The sequence below is a fragment of the Streptosporangium sp. NBC_01755 genome, from assembly GCF_035917995.1.
In the GTDB taxonomy this organism is placed as follows: Bacteria; Actinomycetota; Actinomycetes; order Streptosporangiales; family Streptosporangiaceae; genus Streptosporangium.
The window spans coordinates 97,466-113,562 of record NZ_CP109131.1; the positions used below are offsets into that span (position 1 = coordinate 97,466).

Genomic DNA, 16,097 nt, shown 5'->3' on the forward strand with positions numbered 1-16,097 from the left:
ACCGGGCCGCCCCGCCCTCCGTCAGGCGAGGGACCGGCAGAGACGGGGGACCGCGACACCGATGGGATCGTCGATCACCTCGTCGGCCAGGTGGTCGTAGGGGTCAGACCTTTCACCGGCGAGCATGTCTAACGGTTGACCAGCGGACCCGAGCCGGTCGAGCGGCGTACGACGAGCTCGGGCTGGAACATCAGCTCTACGTGCTTGGCGCGGACTCCGTTGATCTCCTCCAGGAGGGTGACCACCGCCGCCGAGGCCATGGCGCCGATGGGCTTGCGCACGGTGGTCAGCGGCGGGTCGGTGAACGCGATCAACGGCGAGTCGTCGAACCCCACCACCGACACCTCCCCCGGCACCGAAAGACCCCGGTCACGGCAGGCCCGGATCACGCCCAGCGCCATCAGGTCCGACGCGCACACGATCCCCGTGCAGCCGCGCTCAAGCAGCTGCGCCGCCGCCGCCTGACCTCCCTCCACGGAGAACAGCGAATGCGAGATCAGTTCGTCGACGTCCGTCGCCCCCAGCAGCTGCGCCATCGCCCGCCGGTACCCCTCGATCTTCCTGATCACCGGCACGAACCGGCCGGGGCCGACGGCCAGGCCGATCCGCTCGTGCCCCAGGTCGACCAGGTGCTGAACCGCCAGCCGTGCCGCGGCCCGGTCGTCAGGAGAGATGAAGGGGGCATCGATCCGCTCGCTGTAGCCGTCGAGCAGGACGATCGGCAGCCCGCGCTCGGCCAGGCGGGTGTAACGGTCCATCTTGGCCGTGGTGTCGGCGTGCAGCCCGGAGACGAAGACGATGCCGCTGACCCCGCGCTCCACGAGCAGCTCGGTGAACTCGTCCTCGACCGCGCCGCCGGGCAGCTGGGTGCAGAGCACCGGGGTGTAGCCGTGCTGGGTCAACGTCTTCTCAAACGCCTGGGCGAACGCCGGGAAGATCGGGTTGTCCAGTTCCGGGGTGACCAGGCCGATCAGCCCGTTGCTGCGCTGACGCAACCGCTGCGGGCGCTCGTACCCCATCAGGTCGAGCGCGGCCAGCACCGCCTGCCTGGTCGCCTGCGACACGCTGGGTTTGCCGTTGAGCACCCGGCTGACCGTGGCCTCGCTGACCCCGGCCTGCGCGGCGATGTCGGCCAGCCGGATCGCCGTCCCGTCGGAGCGGGAGCGTGAGGTCTGCGCGAGCTCACCGTCCATCAAGGAGTCACCCCACCATGTGGCCGAACCAGGCGCAAACCGATCGGCATCCGACACCCGCAGTGAAATTCGTTTCTGCAACTTTTCGCAAACTGTAACATCCCATCCCTCGCACTGGCATTTCGGTAAAGCTCTTCGGTCGCGACTAACCGTCACGTGCAGGAAATGGAGAAGTAACCTTCGGATGAGCAATTTCTAATGACATCTATGGACACACGGGCAAGTGCCGCGATGTACTACCTCATCAATCACACGGCATGGGATCCGGGCGGGGGCGCCCGGGAGGAACGAGCGAGCATGAGTACCGTCGTCCTCGACAATGTGAGCAAGGTATACCCAGGTGGATACCTCGCGGTCGATCGCCTGAGCCTGCGCGCGGAAAACGGGGAGTTGCTCGTTCTGCTGGGCCCCTCCGGCTGCGGTAAGTCCACGTTGCTCCGGATGATCGCGGGCCTGGAGGAGGTCAGCGAAGGGGACCTGTGGCTGGGTGGCACGCTCGCCAACGACCTGGCTCCCCGCGACCGCGACGTGGCGATGGTCTTCCAGAACGGCGCGCTCTACCCGCACCGGACCGTACGCGGCAACATCGCCTTCCCGCTGGAGATCGCCAAGACCGATCCCACGCTGGTCAGGGAACGCGTGACGGAACTGCCTGCTCGCGGCCACCGTCCGCACCCCGCAGAACCAGTTCATCCTGCTGGACTTCGGCCCGCACCAGATCGTGATCCCCTGGACCGACCCCAGGGCGTACGTCATCTCCCAGTACGTCGGCCACCAGATCATCGTCGGTCCTGCGCCGGCTGATCCCCGGCAACCTATTCGACGAGGACGCCGAGCCGCACGAGGAGCAGGAGCACGTCAGCGGCGGCCACCACCGCCGCGCCGACCTCATCGTCCGCCTCGGCTCCCGCCCGGTCTGGCGGGCCGGCGAGTCCGCCAAGGTGGGTGTCGACGTCACCCGCCTGATGCTCTTCACCATGGACGGCGCCCGCATCGACCCTCCGCAGCGCTGACCCGGAGCGGCCATGGGCCGGGCGGGTGCGCGGCGGGGCTGCGGCGGTCTCCGAGGATTCGAGGCGGCCGTCAGACCGGCCGGATCGTCTGACCGATCCGGTCGAAAAGCTCCTGTTTGCCTTCGACGTCGGTACTGAGCGTGACGATGCAGGTCTTGTTCTCGGTCGGCACGTAGTACTGGGTGCCCTTGACGTCGACGCCGTTGGTCGGGAAGGAGTAGACGATCCGTGCCGCCTCCCTGGAGCCGATGGTCACCTTCCCCGCCGCGATGACCTTGGCCTTGAGCTGCTCCAACTGGGCTCTGGTCTCCTTGATCAGCTGGTCCGTCGAGGTCTGCCGGCCGGCCTGGCAGAAGCCGTTGAGGTTGGTCGGGAACCCGTTCGGGGAGGTCTTGGCCGACTCGGGGTCCGCCGCCCAGATTCCCCTGTTGTCGACCAGGGGCTGCAGGCTCTTCTTGGCCTGCTCCAGAGTGGGGCCGGACAGTCCGCTGTTCTTCAGCCCCTTGTTGAGATCGTCCTTGGTCAGGTCGATCGCGACCCATTCCTTCGGAACCGCGACGCTGACCCCGTTGGCGGGGCCGCCGATCGGTTTGAAACCCTTGGGCACGGGTGCAGCACCGGTGCTCTGCCCCGGAGCGGGGCTCACGGAACCCGGGCTCGTGGCACCTGGGCTCGTGGCACCTGGGCTCGTGGTGGGTTCGGCGCTCCGCCCGGGGCTGGAGTTTCGCGCCGGATCGGCGGGAACCCCGACCCTGGCCGTCCAGTTCCCGCTCCCGCAGGCCGTGCTCGTGCCCAGGCAGAGCCCCAGCAGGCTCGTGGCCACGATGTGGTGGTGCTTAGGCATCAGGCTGCCCTCCTCGCGGACCCGCGAGGGCCCGGTACCGATATGACCTGCTGCTGTCCATCGGGGGGAGAGCTGACGCGGACGTGCGCGCTGGTTACCCGCCTGCCGGGCCGTAGCCGGACGACTTCGACGGAGCCGGTCACGACGGGCGACGTGGCACGGTCACGGGAAGTGGCACCACACCACTTCCCACCTTCTACCCAATATCCGACATATCGGAAACACTCACGCTTGGGAGGTACGCCCCACGATGGAGACGATCTCCAAGACGCGGATGGCACGATCCAGCTCGACGCGGTGGAAGGGCGGGCCGTCGGTGCGGGCAAGAACCAGGTGCATGCTCATCCCGGGCATCGGAATGCTCATCAGCTGGTGATCGCCCGACCCGAGGACTGCGGGTCGTAACGTGGCGAGGTCCGCCGCCTTGACGTCGACGAGACCACCCGCCCCGTCGAGGGCGGACGGCGCCTGCCAGCTGCGGTGGACGAACTCGCCGCTCTCCGACGACATGGTCACCGCCCACTCGGCGCTCACCAGGTCGGGCAGGGCGTCCACGAGGGTGGCCAGCGCCCTGCCCGGATCGGCGGCGACGTACTTGAGCAGGTCGTAGTCCGGCGCGGCGCCGGGGATCTCACGGGTGGGCCAGACACCCTCGACCTTCATCCCCGGGACGCCCGAGAGACGGTCCCTGACCGTCTCGGCGTCCACAGTGCCGGGCCAGGAGACCGTGAAGTCGTCCACCGCCCGGCCGACCTCACGTTCCAGGACCGTCACCTGAAGGATGTCCGCGCCCAGCGCGCCGAGCGCCCGAGCCGCCTGCCCCAGGGCCCCCGGCCTGTCGGGGAAGGAAATACGTAGCCGCAACATCATTGCCGATCACCTCGCTCTGCGCACCACACTGTCCTAGCCAGGTTTCACGAAGGTTCCGGAAAGATGTCCAGAATAAGACCTAGAATGCGTAAAAATCAGGATTGATAAGCTCCGGCGGCGGGGATTCCGGGCAGTGCGGCGCCGGACAGGTCACGGGCCAGGGGCGCGCCTCCGTACCAGGCGGGATCGAGCTTCACACCGCGGCCGAACGCCGGAGAGCCGGGGCTCAGCCGCAGGTCCTTCCGGCTTTTGAAGCGGGGATCGGCCACGATCGACCTGGGACCGAGCTTGAACTTGAGGGAACGGCCCTTGTAGACGCCGGCGTCCTCATCGGCTCCCTTGCCGTCCTCGAAACCCACCTGCCCGCCGACCACGATGACGTTGTTGCGCAGCTTCAGGATGCTCGGCGAGCAACCGTCGTGGCAGGCCCAGCCGAGGGTGCTGCGAGCGGACAGGTAAACCGAGTTGTGCACCGCGATGGTGCCCTTCACCGGCCCGACCGCGTGGCGGGCACCGCGCGTGACGAGGAAGGACGTGCTCTTGCGCGAGGCGGTCACCACGTTGTGGGCGAAGACGTTACCCTCGGCGGTCTTGCCCTTCTGCGCGCCCAGCTCGACGAAGGTCTTGTTCTCCCTGGCCACGTTGTGGGTGATCCGGTTGCGGTCACCGTTGAACACCTCGACGGCGGCGCCGTCGGTGCCGTAGTCCTTGCTGCTCGCGTAGCTGCCGGTGATCAGGTTCCCGGTGACGAGGTTGTCGTCACCGTTGAGCAGCACGCCGAAGGCGCCGGAGTCGTCGTCGCCACCCTCGTCGTTGACGCTCATACGGTTGTTGTCGGTCAGGACACTGTTCTTGACGACGTTGTACGCGCCGAAGAAGTGGACCCCGGTGACGCTACGGTCGGCGATGACGCGGTCGAGTTCGTTACGGCTGCCGCCGACCTCGAAGCCGGCCCACCGGCAGTTGGTGGCCCGCACCCCCACCACCCGCACGTAGGAGCCTGAGATCACCACGCACGCCTCGTCCCTGCCGCTGATCTTCGGGGCCGCGCCCTTGCCGTACGGCTCGACCGAGATGGGACTGGCGGCGGTGCCCCGGCCGGACAGCGTCAACGCGCCCGGCCAGCCACTGCCACGCTTGAGACGCACGATGTCACCGGGGCGCAGGGTGGCGGCGTTGACGTTCTCCAGGCTGCGCCAGGGCGCCGTGGCCGAGGTGCCCGCCGCGGAGTCGTCACCCGCCCTGGAGTCGACGTAGTAAACGGTGCCTGCCGCGGCCACGGTGGCCTCTGGGAGCGCGACGAGCATGCCTCCCACCACGAAAGCCACTGCCACCGGAGTGGCCCACCGTCTCGTCGAGTTCATTCTGGTACTCTCCATCGCCTCACCACGGGTGTGTCAGGCGCAGATCTTCGCACATCCGGGGTTTACTCAGCGATCTGCAAGGGCGGACCCACAGCCGGTCGTTACCTCCGCTTCACCCGCGCGCTCCGGGGCGGTTCGACGGCGTGGATCCCATGGCGGCTCCAGCCGCACAGTGGAACCGGTGCGTCACCGCCCCCACCGGCACCTCTCTGACCCGGTCGAGCAGCTCGGAGTAGGCGTGTTCTCCCGAGGGAGGTGCCGGAGGACCGGCGGGAGGAGGGTCAGGGGAGAAAGGTCGTCAGCGAAGTACCTTGGGGCCGGATCCCGTCGATCCCCTGACGATGAACTCGGGCTGGAAGATCAGTTCGGAGTGCTGTCCCGGGGTGCCGGCGATGGCCTCCAGGAGGGTGTGGACCGCGGAGGTCACCATCGACTGGACCGGCTGGCGCACGGTGGTCAGCGGCGGGTCGGTGAACGCGATCAACGGCGAGTCGTCGAACCCCACCACCGACACCTCCCCCGGCACCGAAAGACCCCGGTCACGACAGGCCCGGATCGCGCCCAGCGCCATCAGGTCCGACGCGCACACGATCCCCGTGCAGCCGCGCTCAAGCAGCTGCGCCGCCGCCGCCTGACCTCCCTCCACGGAGAACAGCGAATGCGAGATCAGCTCGTCGACGTCCGTCGCCCCCAGCAGCTGCGCCATCGCCCGCCGGTACCCCTCGATCTTCCTGATCACCGGCACGAACCGGCGTGGCCCCACGGCCAGGCCGATCCGCTCGTGCCCCAGGTCGACCAGGTGCTGAACCGCCAGCCGTGCCGCGGCCCGGTCGTCAGGAGAGATGAAGGGGGCGGGGACGTCGGCGGCGTGCCCGTTGAGCAGGACGATGGGCACGCCCTGCCCGATCAGCTGGGTGTAGCGGTCCGAACGCGCGGTGACGTCGGCGTGCAGCCCGGAGACGAAGACGATGCCGCTGACCCCGCGCTCCACGAGCAGCTCGGTGAACTCGTCCTCGACCGCGCCGCCGGGCAGCTGGGTGCAGAGCACCGGGGTGTAGCCGTGCTGGGTCAACGTCTTCTCAAACGCCTGGGCGAACGCCGGGAAGATCGGGTTGTCCAGTTCCGGGGTGACCAGGCCGATCAGCCCGTTGCTGCGCTGACGCAACCGCTGCGGGCGCTCGTACCCCATCAGGTCGAGCGCGGTCAGCACCGCCTGCCTGGTCGCCTGCGACACGCTGGGTTTGCCGTTGAGCACCCGGCTGACCGTGGCCTCGCTGACCCCGGCCTGCGCGGCGATGTCGGTCAGCCGGGCGGTGCCGTTGCCGAGCGGGCCGACGACACTAGGCGTCATCGCGTTGCCACCAGACGGCGGAGTCGGGGGCGAGGCACGCGACACCGCCCTGGACGACCGGCTCGGCGCTGGCCAGCAGAACCCGTCCGGGGGCGGGCAGCTCCACGGGGTCGCCGGTGAGGTTGACGGTGCAGGTGAAGCCGGCGTCGCGGGTGAAGGTCAGCGTTCCCTCCGGGGAGTCGAGCCAGGCCAGCGGGGTGTCGCCGAAGGCCGTCCACTCGCGCCTGATCCGGAGCGCGTCCCGGTACAGGTTCAGCGTGGAGGCCGGATCCTCCAGCTGGGACTCGACGCTGAGCGGGCCCCAGGAGGACGGCATGGGAAGCCATGTCCCGTTGACGCCCGGCAGGCTGAAGCCGAAGTGCGGCTCGCCGTCGGACCAGGGGAGCGGCACCCGGCAGCCGTCACGGCCGTCGTCGGGGCTGCGGAGCCGCTGCGGGTCGCGCAGGAACTCCTCGGGAAGGTCGAGAACCTCGGGCAGGCCGAGCTCCTCACCCTGGTAGACGTAGGTCGAGCCGGGCAGGGAGAGCATCAGCAGGGCCGCGGCGCGGGAGCGGCGCAGACCGACCTCGCCGCCGCCGTACCGGGTGAGGTGGCGCTTGACGTCGTGGTTGGAGAGCACCCAGGTGCTGGGCGCGCCGACCAGCCCGGCGGTCGCCAGCGACTCCTCGATGACCGCACGGAACCCCTCCGCCGCCCAGGGGGTGTTGAGGAAGTGGAAGTTGAACGCCTGGTGCAGCTCGTCGGGACGGACGTAGTTGGCCAGCCGCTGCGGGGACGGTGCCCACGCCTCGGCGACGCCGATCCGCTCTCCGAGGTAGGAGTCGAGCAGCCTGCGCCAGGCGCGGTGGATCTCGTGCACGCCGTCCTGGTCGAAGAACGGCACCACGTCGGTGCCGATCATCCGGATATGGTCGCTGTGCCCGACATCGGGCAGTCCTTCGGCCTTGACCATGCCGTGGGCGACGTCGATGCGGAAGCCGTCTACCCCCAGGTCGAGCCAGAACCGCAGGATCGACTCGAACTCCGCGTGAACCTCGGGGTTCTCCCAGTTCAGGTCGGGCTGCTCGGGTGCGAACAGGTGCAGGTACCACTCGCCGTCCGGCAGCCGGGTCCACGCGGAGCCGCCGAAGATCGACTCCCAGTCGTTGGGCGGCAGCTCTCCGGCCGCGCCCCGGCCCTGGCGGAAGATGTAACGCTCGCGCGCGGGGGCTCCCGGACCCGCCGCCACCGCCTCCGCGAACCAGGCGTGCTGGTCGGAGGTGTGGTTGGGCACCACGTCCATGATGATCCGCAGGCCATGCCCGTGCGCGTCGTCGATCAGCGCCCTGGCGTCGTCCAGCGAGCCGAAGATCGGGTCCACGTCCCGGTAGTCGGCCACGTCGTAGCCGAAGTCGGCCATCGGTGAGGTGAAGAACGGGGTGAGCCAGATCGCGTCGACCCCGAGGTCCGCCAGGTACGGGAGCCTGCCGCGCGCGCCGAGCAGATCGCCCACACCGTCGCCGTTGCCGTCGGCGAAGCTGCGCACGTAGACCTGGTAGATCACCGCGTCGCGCCACCATCGGGTGGCGGTCCCGGCAGCACGGTCCGCATAGACAAGCTCGGTCATGTTAAATCCCCCGATCAGGTGACATGTCAGGATGTAATAGCACGGCGGTGTTACGACTTTGTGGCACCGGCGGTAAGCCCGGCAACGGTCAGCCCGGCGACGATCACCGAGTTGAGCAGCCAGGTCGGGAACTGCGTCTCGGTCAGCACCCGGATGTAGTTGTCCAGCGACGGCTGGCTGAAGATCTCCAGCTCGCTGGAGAGCCAGCCGTCGCGCGGCTTGAGCGAGGTCAGGACCAGCCAGACGATCGGGAACAGCGAGACGGCGACCGCGGCCAGCAGGGTCGCGTGCAGCAGGATCGACTTTCCCGCATGTGTTTCTCCTCAGGTTCAAGGGGGGCGGCCGGCGTCGGGGAGCCGTCCGGCCGGGTCTGGAGTACGCCGGACGTTACGCCGACGTGAACCCCATTGGAAGAACTTTCTGCAAGAGTCTGCAAACTTGTTACAAATCAGCCCAAAACCGAGAACCAAAGGACCTTCGATCAGAAGTCGCGGCAGGGGCGCCACTGTCTCTCGGAGGGCGAAAAATACTATTTGTATGCTTTTATCCTTTCGTCGACCCCCTGCTGCCCCATCTCGGATTGCCTGGATTCAGAAAATTGTCGCAAGGGATTGCATAGAGCATTCCCAGTGAGTAACTTCCGGGCAACACCCTCGAAACAAATCCCGTGGAGGCCCCCCGTGGTCTGGCCACTCCCCCCACGGCGCGCGAGTTCCAGGAGGCCGCCCGCTCCTTCAGCGGCGGCACGGCGGGCGCGGCGGCGACCGTCGGCGCCGAGCCGGCCCCCGAGGAGCCGGGCGCGGTCAGGCGCGACTGGCTGGTCGTGCACTACCAGCGCGAGGACTACGACGGCTGGGGCCTGCACGTCTGGGGCGATGTCGAGAACCCCACCGAGTGAGCCGAGCCGCTCAAGCTCACCGGCGAGGACGCCTACGGCCGGTTCGCCTGGATCAAGCTCAAGCCCGGAGCGTCCAACGTCGGGATCATCGCCCACAAGGGCGACACCAAGGACCTCGGTCCCGACCAGTCGTTCACCCCGGCGCTCCAGCCGGAGGCCGCCGTCGTCTCGGGTGTGGCGAAGGTCCACCCGAGCCGGGCCTCAGCCGAGAATGTGGCGATCCTGCACTACAACCGTCCCGACGGGAAATATGAAGGCTGGGGACTGCACCTTTGGGGTGACGTGGCCCAGCCCACCGAGTGGGCCACCCCGCTCCAGCCCGCGGGCGAAGACGCCTTCGGCGTTCACTTCCGCGTCCCCCTGACCGAGGGGGCCAAGAACGTGAGCTACATCATCCACAAGGGCGACGAGAAGGACCTGCCCGACAACCAGGCGCTGGACCTGGTGGCGACCGGCCACGAGGCCTGGCGGACCGCGGCCACCGAGGGCCACCTGCTGCCACAGCCGGCGGCACGCGGCGCGGACGCCGACCTGTCGAAGTCCTCGGCGCACTGGATCGACCGTGGCACCGTCGCCTGGAAGGTCGAGCCGTCCTCCTCGCTCCGTCACTCCCTGGCCTTCTCCAAGAAGGGTGACATCACCTACGCCAAGGGCGACCTAACCGGCGACATCCGGATCATTCGCCTCCTTCCGGGAGCGCTCACCGAGGCGCAGAAGGCGAAGTGGCCGCACCTGGCCGGGCACGCCGCGTTCACGATCGACCCGCGCGACGCCGACCTCGCCGGGAAGGCGTCGCGCGGCCAGGTCGTGGCCGTCGAGCGCGACGCCTCGGGCGCGCTGCTGGCCGCCACCGGCGTGCAGCTGCCCGGCGTGCTCGACGACCTGCACGCCAAGGCGGTGACCGCCGACCTCGGCCCCTCGTGGAGCGGCGGCACGCCCAGGCTGTCGGTCTGGGCGCCGACGGCGTGCAAGGTCGAGCTGGCGCTCCACCGCGCCCCCTCCGGCGGGACCCGCACCGTCCACGCCATGCGGCGCGACAACGGCACCGGCGTCTGGTCGGTCAGCGGGCAGCAGGGCTGGAAGGACCGCTACTACACCTTCCTGGTCACGGTCTACGTGCCCGCCGAGGGCAAGGTCGTCACCAACGAGGTGACCGACCCCTACAGCCTGTCGCTGGCCGCCGGCTCGGGCCGCAGCCAGCTGGTCGACCTGTCCGACCGCTCCCTGCGGCCCGACGGCTGGTCGTCACTGGCCAAGCCCAAGGCGGTGCCGCAGGAGAAGTCGTCGATCTACGAGCTGCACGTACGCGACTTCTCCGCCTCCGACACGACGGTCCCCGCTTCCAGGCGCGGTACCTACTCCGCGTTCACCGGCGACTCGGCGGGAATGAAGGAGCTGCGCGGGCTGGCCAAGGACGGCCTGACCCACGTGCACCTGCTGCCCGTCTTCGACATCGCGACGGTCCCCGAGCGCAGGGCGGAGCGGACCGAACCCGGCTGCGACCTGGCCTCGATGCCCCCCGACTCCGAGGAGCAGCAGGCCTGCGTCGCGCGCACCGCGGCAGGGGACTCCTTCAACTGGGGATACGACCCGCTGCACTACACGGTGCCCGAGGGCTCCTACGCCACCGACCCCGAGGGGTCGTCGCGGATCAGGGAGTTCCGGAGCATGGTCGGCGGGCTGAACGGGGCGGGGCTGCGGGTGGTGATGGACGTGGTCTACAACCACACCCACGCCGCCGGCCAGGATCCGACCTCGGTGCTCGACCGGATCGTGCCCGGCTACTACCACCGGCTGCTCGACGACGGCACCGTGGCCAGCTCCACCTGCTGCGCCAACACCGCGCCCGAGCACGCCATGATGGGCAAACTCGTCGTCGACTCCGTCGTCACCTGGGCCCGCGAGTACAAGGTGGACGGCTTCAGGTTCGACCTGATGGGCCACCACCCCAAGGCGAACATGCTCGCGGTCCGCGCCGCACTGGACAGGCTGACCGTGGCCCGCGACGGCGTGGACGGGAAGTCGATCATCCTGTACGGGGAGGGCTGGAACTTCGGCGAGGTCGCCGACGACGCCCGCTTCGAGCAGGCCACCCAGGCCAACATGGCGGGCACCGGGATAGGCACCTTCAGCGACCGGCTCCGTGACGCGGTGCGCGGCGGCAGCCCGTTCGACCCCGACCCGCGGGTCCAGGGCTTCGGTTCCGGGCTGGCCGGGGCGCCCAACGGGTCACCGGCCAACGGCGACGAGGCCCAGCAGCGGGCCCGGCTGCTCTGCTACCAGGATCTGATCAAGGTCGGGCTGGCCGGCAACCTCCGCGACTACACCTTCACCGCCTCCAGCGGCAAGGAGGTCAAGGGCTCACAGGTCGGCTACAACGGCTCCCCCGCCGGATACACCGCCTCGCCGGGTGAGGTCGTCACCTACATCGACGCCCACGACAACGAGACACTGTTCGACGCGCTGGCCTACAAGCTGCCACAGGCCACGACCATGGCCGACCGGGTGCGCATGCAGTCGCTCTCGCTGGCCACGGCCGTGCTCGGGCAGGGCACCTCGTTCGTGCACGCCGGCAGCGAGCGGCTCCGCTCCAAGTCGCTGGATCGCAACTCCTACGACTCCGGCGACTGGTTCAACCGGCTGCTGTGGGACTGCTCCGCGGGTAACGGCTTCGGCGCCGGGCTCCCCCCGAAGGCCGACAACGAGGACAAGTGGCAGTACGCGAGGCCGCTGCTCGCCGACCCGGCGTTGAAGCCGGACTGCGCGGCGATCGGCGCGGCCCGCGCCCGCTACGGCGAGCTGCTGAAGATCCGATCGTCCTCACCGGTGTTCGGCCTGGGCAGCCTGGCCGAGGTGCAGAAGCGCCTGACCTTCCCGACCAGCGGCACCTCGGAGACCCCGGGTGTCGTGACCATGCACCTGGACGCCTCGGGGATCGACCCGCGTTGGAAGTCGATCACCGTCGTCTTCAACGCGACCCCCGAGGCTCGGCCGCAGACCGTCGCCGCGCTGAAGGGCACCCAGGTGACGCTCCACCCCGTCCAGACGGCCGGCGACGACGCCGTCGTGAAGCAGTCGACGTTCGATCCCGCCACGGGCACGCTGACGGTCCCGGCACGCACCGTCGCCGTCTTCGTCCAGCCCTGACCCCCGCATACCCCGGAAAGACGGCCGGGCCAGGTGTTGCAGCACCCGGCCCGGCCAAGGAACCCGTCCATCGATCCTGGAGGCCCCCACCCATGAAACCCTACAGAGCCGTCGTTGCCACCACGTTAAGCGCGCTGGCAGGCGCCGCGGTCGTGGTGCCCGTCGCGCTGAGCACCCCCGCCCAGGCGGCACCGCCCACCCCCGGCCCGATCGTCAAGCTGTGGAACTGGAACTGGAACTCCGTCGCCAGGGAGTGCACCGACGTCCTCGGCCCCGCCGGATACGCCGCCGTGCAGGTCTCCCCGCCGAGCGACTCGACGTCCAAGGGCTGCTCGGTCTGGTGGGACATCTACCAGCCCGCCCGCCACACCCTCACCAGCAAGTTCGGTGACGAGAACGCGTTCAGGAACATGGTGAACGCCTGTCACGCGGCGGGCGTCAAGGTCCACGCCGACGCCGTCGTCAACCACATGACCGGCCAGGGCAGCAGCAGCTACGGCGGCTACGGCTTCGGCACGTACGACTACCCGGGGCTCTACTCCTCCGCCGACTTCCACTCCCCCGTCTGCGGGATCAACAACTCCGACTACACCCCTGGTGCCCCTGTCCGTCATCGCCCTGCTGGGAGCCGGGTGATCCCGGGGTGCTCTCTTCGCGGGATCATGCCATGAGACCCGTACCGGGCGGCTTCACTTCCACTGCTCGACAACCGCGTCGACATCCGCCACCAACCGCTTCCAGCTCGGCAACCTGGAGACCGGTCCCGCGCAGTCCAACCGCTCCAGGAGTTGACGGCGGTGCTGGAAGAACCGCTTCGTGACACGGTCATGGCGCCGCCCCACCACATCTGCTGCCGTGATGAGGCACTGTTGGAGCATCTGCTTGGGGTCGGCCACTCCTTCAACCTCATGAACCCGGGGAAGCCGGAGATCATGCCGTCCTCGCGGGTTACCCGCCACCTGGCGTATCCCATCCTCATCCAGAAGCAACCATGCCTCGGTCATACGCACCGGTATCACCGGAACAACCGAGGAGACCACCCCCGCTTCCCGAACCGCCTTTTCGATCTCGGTCCGGCGGATCTCATGTCCGACGTTGTCGGAATCACGATGCACGACAACAAGATCAACGGGATCTCGCAGCAGCTTCATACCTGCGGTGACCCGTGACCTGACATCTTTGGGAATCTTGCCGAGAAGCGAGAAGTCCGGTTTGCTCAACCTGAGCGTCACGCCTCTGTCAACGAACAGTGCCTCCACAAGGTCGGCCAGTGGCAGATCGGAGCTTCCCTCAGCTATGAAAAGGCCGGCGAAGGACCGCGCGTTCATCCGGCGATGTCCAGTGGCAGGCGCAGTTGAGCCCCGGGAGGCGCGACAAGATAGGCGACCACATCGGCCTCGGAGAAGGATGGTTCGCCCGCTACCGCTCTCCATGACCCGCTGAAGGGGGTGAGGGAGAGCGCAGAGGTGACCACCCCGTCCGGATTGCGCAGCAAACGCCCTTCGGCAAGGAGCAGGTCCGCCGGATCACACAGCTGCACGACGCCTGGAGCGTGCGTGTTGATGATCACTTGTCGGAAGGGATTCGCAGCGTCGGGAGTTTCCCTCGGATCCACCGCCAGATCCCGCACCAGATCCACCATGGCCGGAAGATTAGCGGGGTGAATGCCGTTCTCGGGCTCCTCCATGCAAATAAGCCCGGTAACCGTCGGATCCTCAAGCAGCACACAGAGCGCCAGGAAGCGCAGAGTTCCTTCGGAGAGCGCCCTCGCCGGCAGTTGGAGACCGCCTCTCTCTTGCAGGAAGAGCGTGAAGACCTCGCGGACCGGGTCGGGTTGGACGCGGAGGCTTTCCACCCCGACGGCGGCGAGGTCGGACAGGCGATCGGCGACCTGCGCGTAGACGGCTTCGGCATCCGAGGTTCCGTCCGGGCGTCGGCTCTCAGTGGCGATGCGGAAAAGAGTGGCGGCCAGGTGGCGGCCGTCCGCGCCGAGTGATCTTGGGTCTCCGAAACTGTCCGGGGCACGCAGCGCTGACGGTTCCAGGGCCAGCCGACGCCAGCTCTGCATTTCACGGCGTGCCGCCAGAATCGTCGGGTAGTCGTTCGTGGTCACCGTACTGAGAACTGTCCGACCGGCTCGAACCGCGGCTCGCGGCTGCGGCTTGCCGAAGCTTCCGCCATCGCCGTGGACATTGATAACGGTGCCACTCTCCCGTTTCTCTGTGGAGAGAAAAGCCCCGCCTCGGCGCTGGCCCATGACCACGGCGTTCCTGAAGTTCTTCGCGCTGTGTGCGAAGCGAAGATGCCTGGCCGCCTCTCCCCTGTTGATGTGGCGAAGTTCCTCCCGGGCCAGAACCAGCCGGCCTACGCTGCTCTCCCCCTCAGGAGACGCGTATTCCAGCTCAAGCTCATAGCGCAGAAACGTCGTCGTCGGTTTGGCCGATGCCCCGAGGTCGTCCTCCACCTCTGCGGGGACGATCATCTCCGCAGCCAGCGAGATGTGTCGCGGATGGTCCCTGTATCCGTCCCAGAAGAGGTCCCTCGGATCCCCGCCACGGATCCCCGACGCTCCACGAACCCTTTGTGAGGCCTCGATCAGAGTGTCCGTGGCCAAATAGGACAGGAATTCGACAGCGTCGAACACATTCGACTTGCCTATGCCGTTCGCACCAGCGATACAGGTGAACGGGCCGAAATCCACCTGAACGTCCAGCAGGTTCTTGAATCCCCGCACCTCAAGCCGGGTCAACACGTGACATCACCACCGATCAGTACCGCACCGTTACGGCCACTCATCTGCATCATCCTCGGCTTCGCGTCTTCACAAGCCGCAGCGACGCACATCCGAGCCGAGCCGAACGCGTCTCGGCTTGCCGCTGCTTCACAGTAGCGTTCCTTCACCGAACTCAGAGGTGCTGATCGAAGTCCGGTACGGAGACGGTCTCGGCCAGTATCGAAAGCAGCCGGGCCCTGGAGTCGGGTCATAGGAGATCGACCGTGATGTCACGGGCGGCGACCGTCAGAGCGTGGGCGCGTTGGCGTCCTGGCTCACCACGGCGAGCACTCCGTCGATCTCGGAGAGTGCCGTGGTCAGCTCGGTTATCAGGCCGGTGCCGTGCACGGTGAGCCAAAGTGAGACGGTCGCCGGGGCGCGGTGCTCGCTGCGCTGGTCAATGGAGAGCTCGTCCACGCCGAATCCCCTGCGCGTGCATTCGGCCAGCGCCAGCCGGAGCACGCCCCGCCGGTCGAGGTAGGTCAGATGGAGCCGCGAGGGTGCGTACCTGGACCGGGGAAGCCGGTCCGCCAACGGGGTGAGAACGAAAACCGTCATGAAATGTCCCACGGTCACGGCTACCGCCAGCAGCCACAGTCCCGCCCCCGCCGCCATGCCCACCGCCGCGGTGAGCCAGATCGCCGCGGCGGTGGTGAGACCGCGGACCGCGTCACCGCGGACGAATATCAGGCCGGCCCCGATGAAGCCGATGCCGGACACGATCTGGGCGGCCACCCGGGACGGGTCCAAAGAGACGTTCGCTCCCAGCACGTCGGCGAAGCCGTATTTCGACACCAGCATGATCAGGGCGGCGGCGAAGCCGACCAGGGTGTGGGTGCGCAGTCCCGCGCTCTTCTGGCGGATCTCCCGCTCAAGGCCGATCGCGGCCGAAAGCACGAAGGCCAGGACCAGCTCACCGATCTGCGTCCAGCCCTGTCCTGCCAGGTCACCGAGAGGTGCCAGCGCCACCACCCCCAGGTCGGACCGGCAGGTCCGCTCCCGGCCCCTGTCCGCCGGGAAGGGCCGGGCCGCCGCTCG

The 16,097-nt window shown here is 68.2% G+C and carries 12 protein-coding genes and 1 pseudogene; 4 read left to right on the forward strand and 9 right to left on the reverse strand.

Translation table 11 applies throughout. The annotated features are described in order from the left end of the window. Nucleotides 1–128: 128 nt before the first annotated feature. A complete protein-coding gene (locus tag OG884_RS00360; protein ID WP_326640954.1) occupies nt 129–1,193 on the reverse strand; it encodes a LacI family DNA-binding transcriptional regulator in 1,065 nt (354 codons plus the stop codon). Between the two features lie 297 nt (nt 1,194–1,490). Between OG884_RS00360 and OG884_RS00365 the strand changes: the two genes are divergently transcribed. Further along, the gene (locus OG884_RS00365) at nt 1,491–1,997 is read left to right on the forward strand and encodes an ABC transporter ATP-binding protein (RefSeq protein ID WP_326640956.1); all 507 of its coding nucleotides are present in this window, start codon (nt 1,491–1,493) and stop codon (nt 1,995–1,997) included. 279 nt (nt 1,998–2,276) lie between these two features. Here the strand turns inward: OG884_RS00365 and OG884_RS00370 are convergent, their stop codons facing one another. The 5 genes from OG884_RS00370 to OG884_RS00390 form a co-directional block, all read right to left on the reverse strand. After that, the gene (locus tag OG884_RS00370; RefSeq protein WP_326640958.1) at nt 2,277–3,050 is read right to left on the reverse strand and encodes a hypothetical protein; all 774 of its coding nucleotides are present in this window, start codon (nt 3,048–3,050) and stop codon (nt 2,277–2,279) included. Between the two features lie 225 nt (nt 3,051–3,275). Next, nucleotides 3,276–3,920 (reverse strand): amino acid-binding protein, encoded by a 645-nt coding sequence (locus OG884_RS00375; RefSeq protein ID WP_326640960.1) that lies wholly within the window; start codon nt 3,918–3,920, stop codon nt 3,276–3,278. A 95-nt stretch (nt 3,921–4,015) separates the two neighbouring features. Further along, on the reverse strand, nt 4,016–5,254 hold the full coding sequence (locus OG884_RS00380) for a right-handed parallel beta-helix repeat-containing protein (protein ID WP_326640962.1): 1,239 nt from the start codon (nt 5,252–5,254) through the stop codon (nt 4,016–4,018). Between the two features lie 328 nt (nt 5,255–5,582). Further along, a complete protein-coding gene (locus OG884_RS00385; protein ID WP_326640964.1) occupies nt 5,583–6,635 on the reverse strand; it encodes a LacI family DNA-binding transcriptional regulator in 1,053 nt (350 codons plus the stop codon). Continuing rightward, the gene (locus OG884_RS00390) at nt 6,625–8,241 is read right to left on the reverse strand and encodes a glycoside hydrolase family 13 protein (RefSeq protein ID WP_326640966.1); all 1,617 of its coding nucleotides are present in this window, start codon (nt 8,239–8,241) and stop codon (nt 6,625–6,627) included. Before OG884_RS00390 ends, OG884_RS00385 begins: the two co-directional genes overlap by 11 nt. Before the next feature lie 667 nt (nt 8,242–8,908). Between OG884_RS00390 and OG884_RS00395 the strand changes: the two are divergent. The 3 genes and pseudogenes from OG884_RS00395 to OG884_RS00405 all read left to right on the forward strand — a co-directional run. Then, nucleotides 8,909–9,550, forward strand: a pseudogene (locus tag OG884_RS00395) (pullulanase-associated domain-containing protein); the annotation flags it as partial. 33 nt (nt 9,551–9,583) lie between these two features. Next, complete coding sequence (gene pulA / locus OG884_RS00400; RefSeq protein ID WP_326647112.1) at nt 9,584–12,286, forward strand: pullulanase-type alpha-1,6-glucosidase; 2,703 nt, start codon at nt 9,584–9,586, stop codon at nt 12,284–12,286. 92 nt (nt 12,287–12,378) lie between these two features. Next, entirely contained in the window at nt 12,379–12,957 is a 579-nt protein-coding gene (locus tag OG884_RS00405; RefSeq protein WP_326640967.1) for an alpha-amylase family glycosyl hydrolase, read from the forward strand. A gap of 18 nt (nt 12,958–12,975) precedes the next feature. Here OG884_RS00405 and OG884_RS00410 read toward each other — a convergent pair whose 3' ends face one another. The 3 genes from OG884_RS00410 to OG884_RS00420 all read right to left on the reverse strand — a co-directional run bounded on the left by OG884_RS00410 (nt 12,976) and on the right by OG884_RS00420 (nt 16,028). Continuing rightward, nucleotides 12,976–13,614, reverse strand: coding sequence for a hypothetical protein (locus tag OG884_RS00410; protein WP_326640969.1), 639 nt, complete (start codon nt 13,612–13,614; stop codon nt 12,976–12,978). Further along, nucleotides 13,611–15,038, reverse strand: a complete 1,428-nt coding sequence (locus OG884_RS00415) for an AAA family ATPase (protein ID WP_326640971.1) — start codon at nt 15,036–15,038, stop codon at nt 13,611–13,613. Before OG884_RS00415 ends, OG884_RS00410 begins: the two co-directional genes overlap by 4 nt. Nucleotides 15,039–15,305: 267 nt before the next feature. Beyond that, complete coding sequence (locus OG884_RS00420) at nt 15,306–16,028, reverse strand: MgtC/SapB family protein (protein ID WP_326640973.1); 723 nt, start codon at nt 16,026–16,028, stop codon at nt 15,306–15,308. Between the last annotated feature and the right edge of the window lie 69 nt (nt 16,029–16,097).

What these genes read in the sequence shown, in the direction of transcription:
- OG884_RS00360 (WP_326640954.1), bottom strand. Translation starts at nt 1,193, where the DNA reads ATGGACGGTGAGCTCGCGCAGACCTCACGCTCCCGCTCCGACGGGACG.
- OG884_RS00365 (WP_326640956.1), top strand. Translation starts at nt 1,491, where the DNA reads ATGAGTACCGTCGTCCTCGACAATGTGAGCAAGGTATACCCAGGTGGA.
- OG884_RS00370 (WP_326640958.1), bottom strand. Translation starts at nt 3,050, where the DNA reads ATGCCTAAGCACCACCACATCGTGGCCACGAGCCTGCTGGGGCTCTGC.
- OG884_RS00375 (WP_326640960.1), bottom strand. Translation starts at nt 3,920, where the DNA reads ATGATGTTGCGGCTACGTATTTCCTTCCCCGACAGGCCGGGGGCCCTG.
- OG884_RS00385 (WP_326640964.1), bottom strand. Translation starts at nt 6,635, where the DNA reads ATGACGCCTAGTGTCGTCGGCCCGCTCGGCAACGGCACCGCCCGGCTG.
- OG884_RS00390 (WP_326640966.1), bottom strand. Translation starts at nt 8,241, where the DNA reads ATGACCGAGCTTGTCTATGCGGACCGTGCTGCCGGGACCGCCACCCGA.
- OG884_RS00405 (WP_326640967.1), top strand. Translation starts at nt 12,379, where the DNA reads ATGAAACCCTACAGAGCCGTCGTTGCCACCACGTTAAGCGCGCTGGCA.
- OG884_RS00410 (WP_326640969.1), bottom strand. Translation starts at nt 13,614, where the DNA reads ATGAACGCGCGGTCCTTCGCCGGCCTTTTCATAGCTGAGGGAAGCTCC.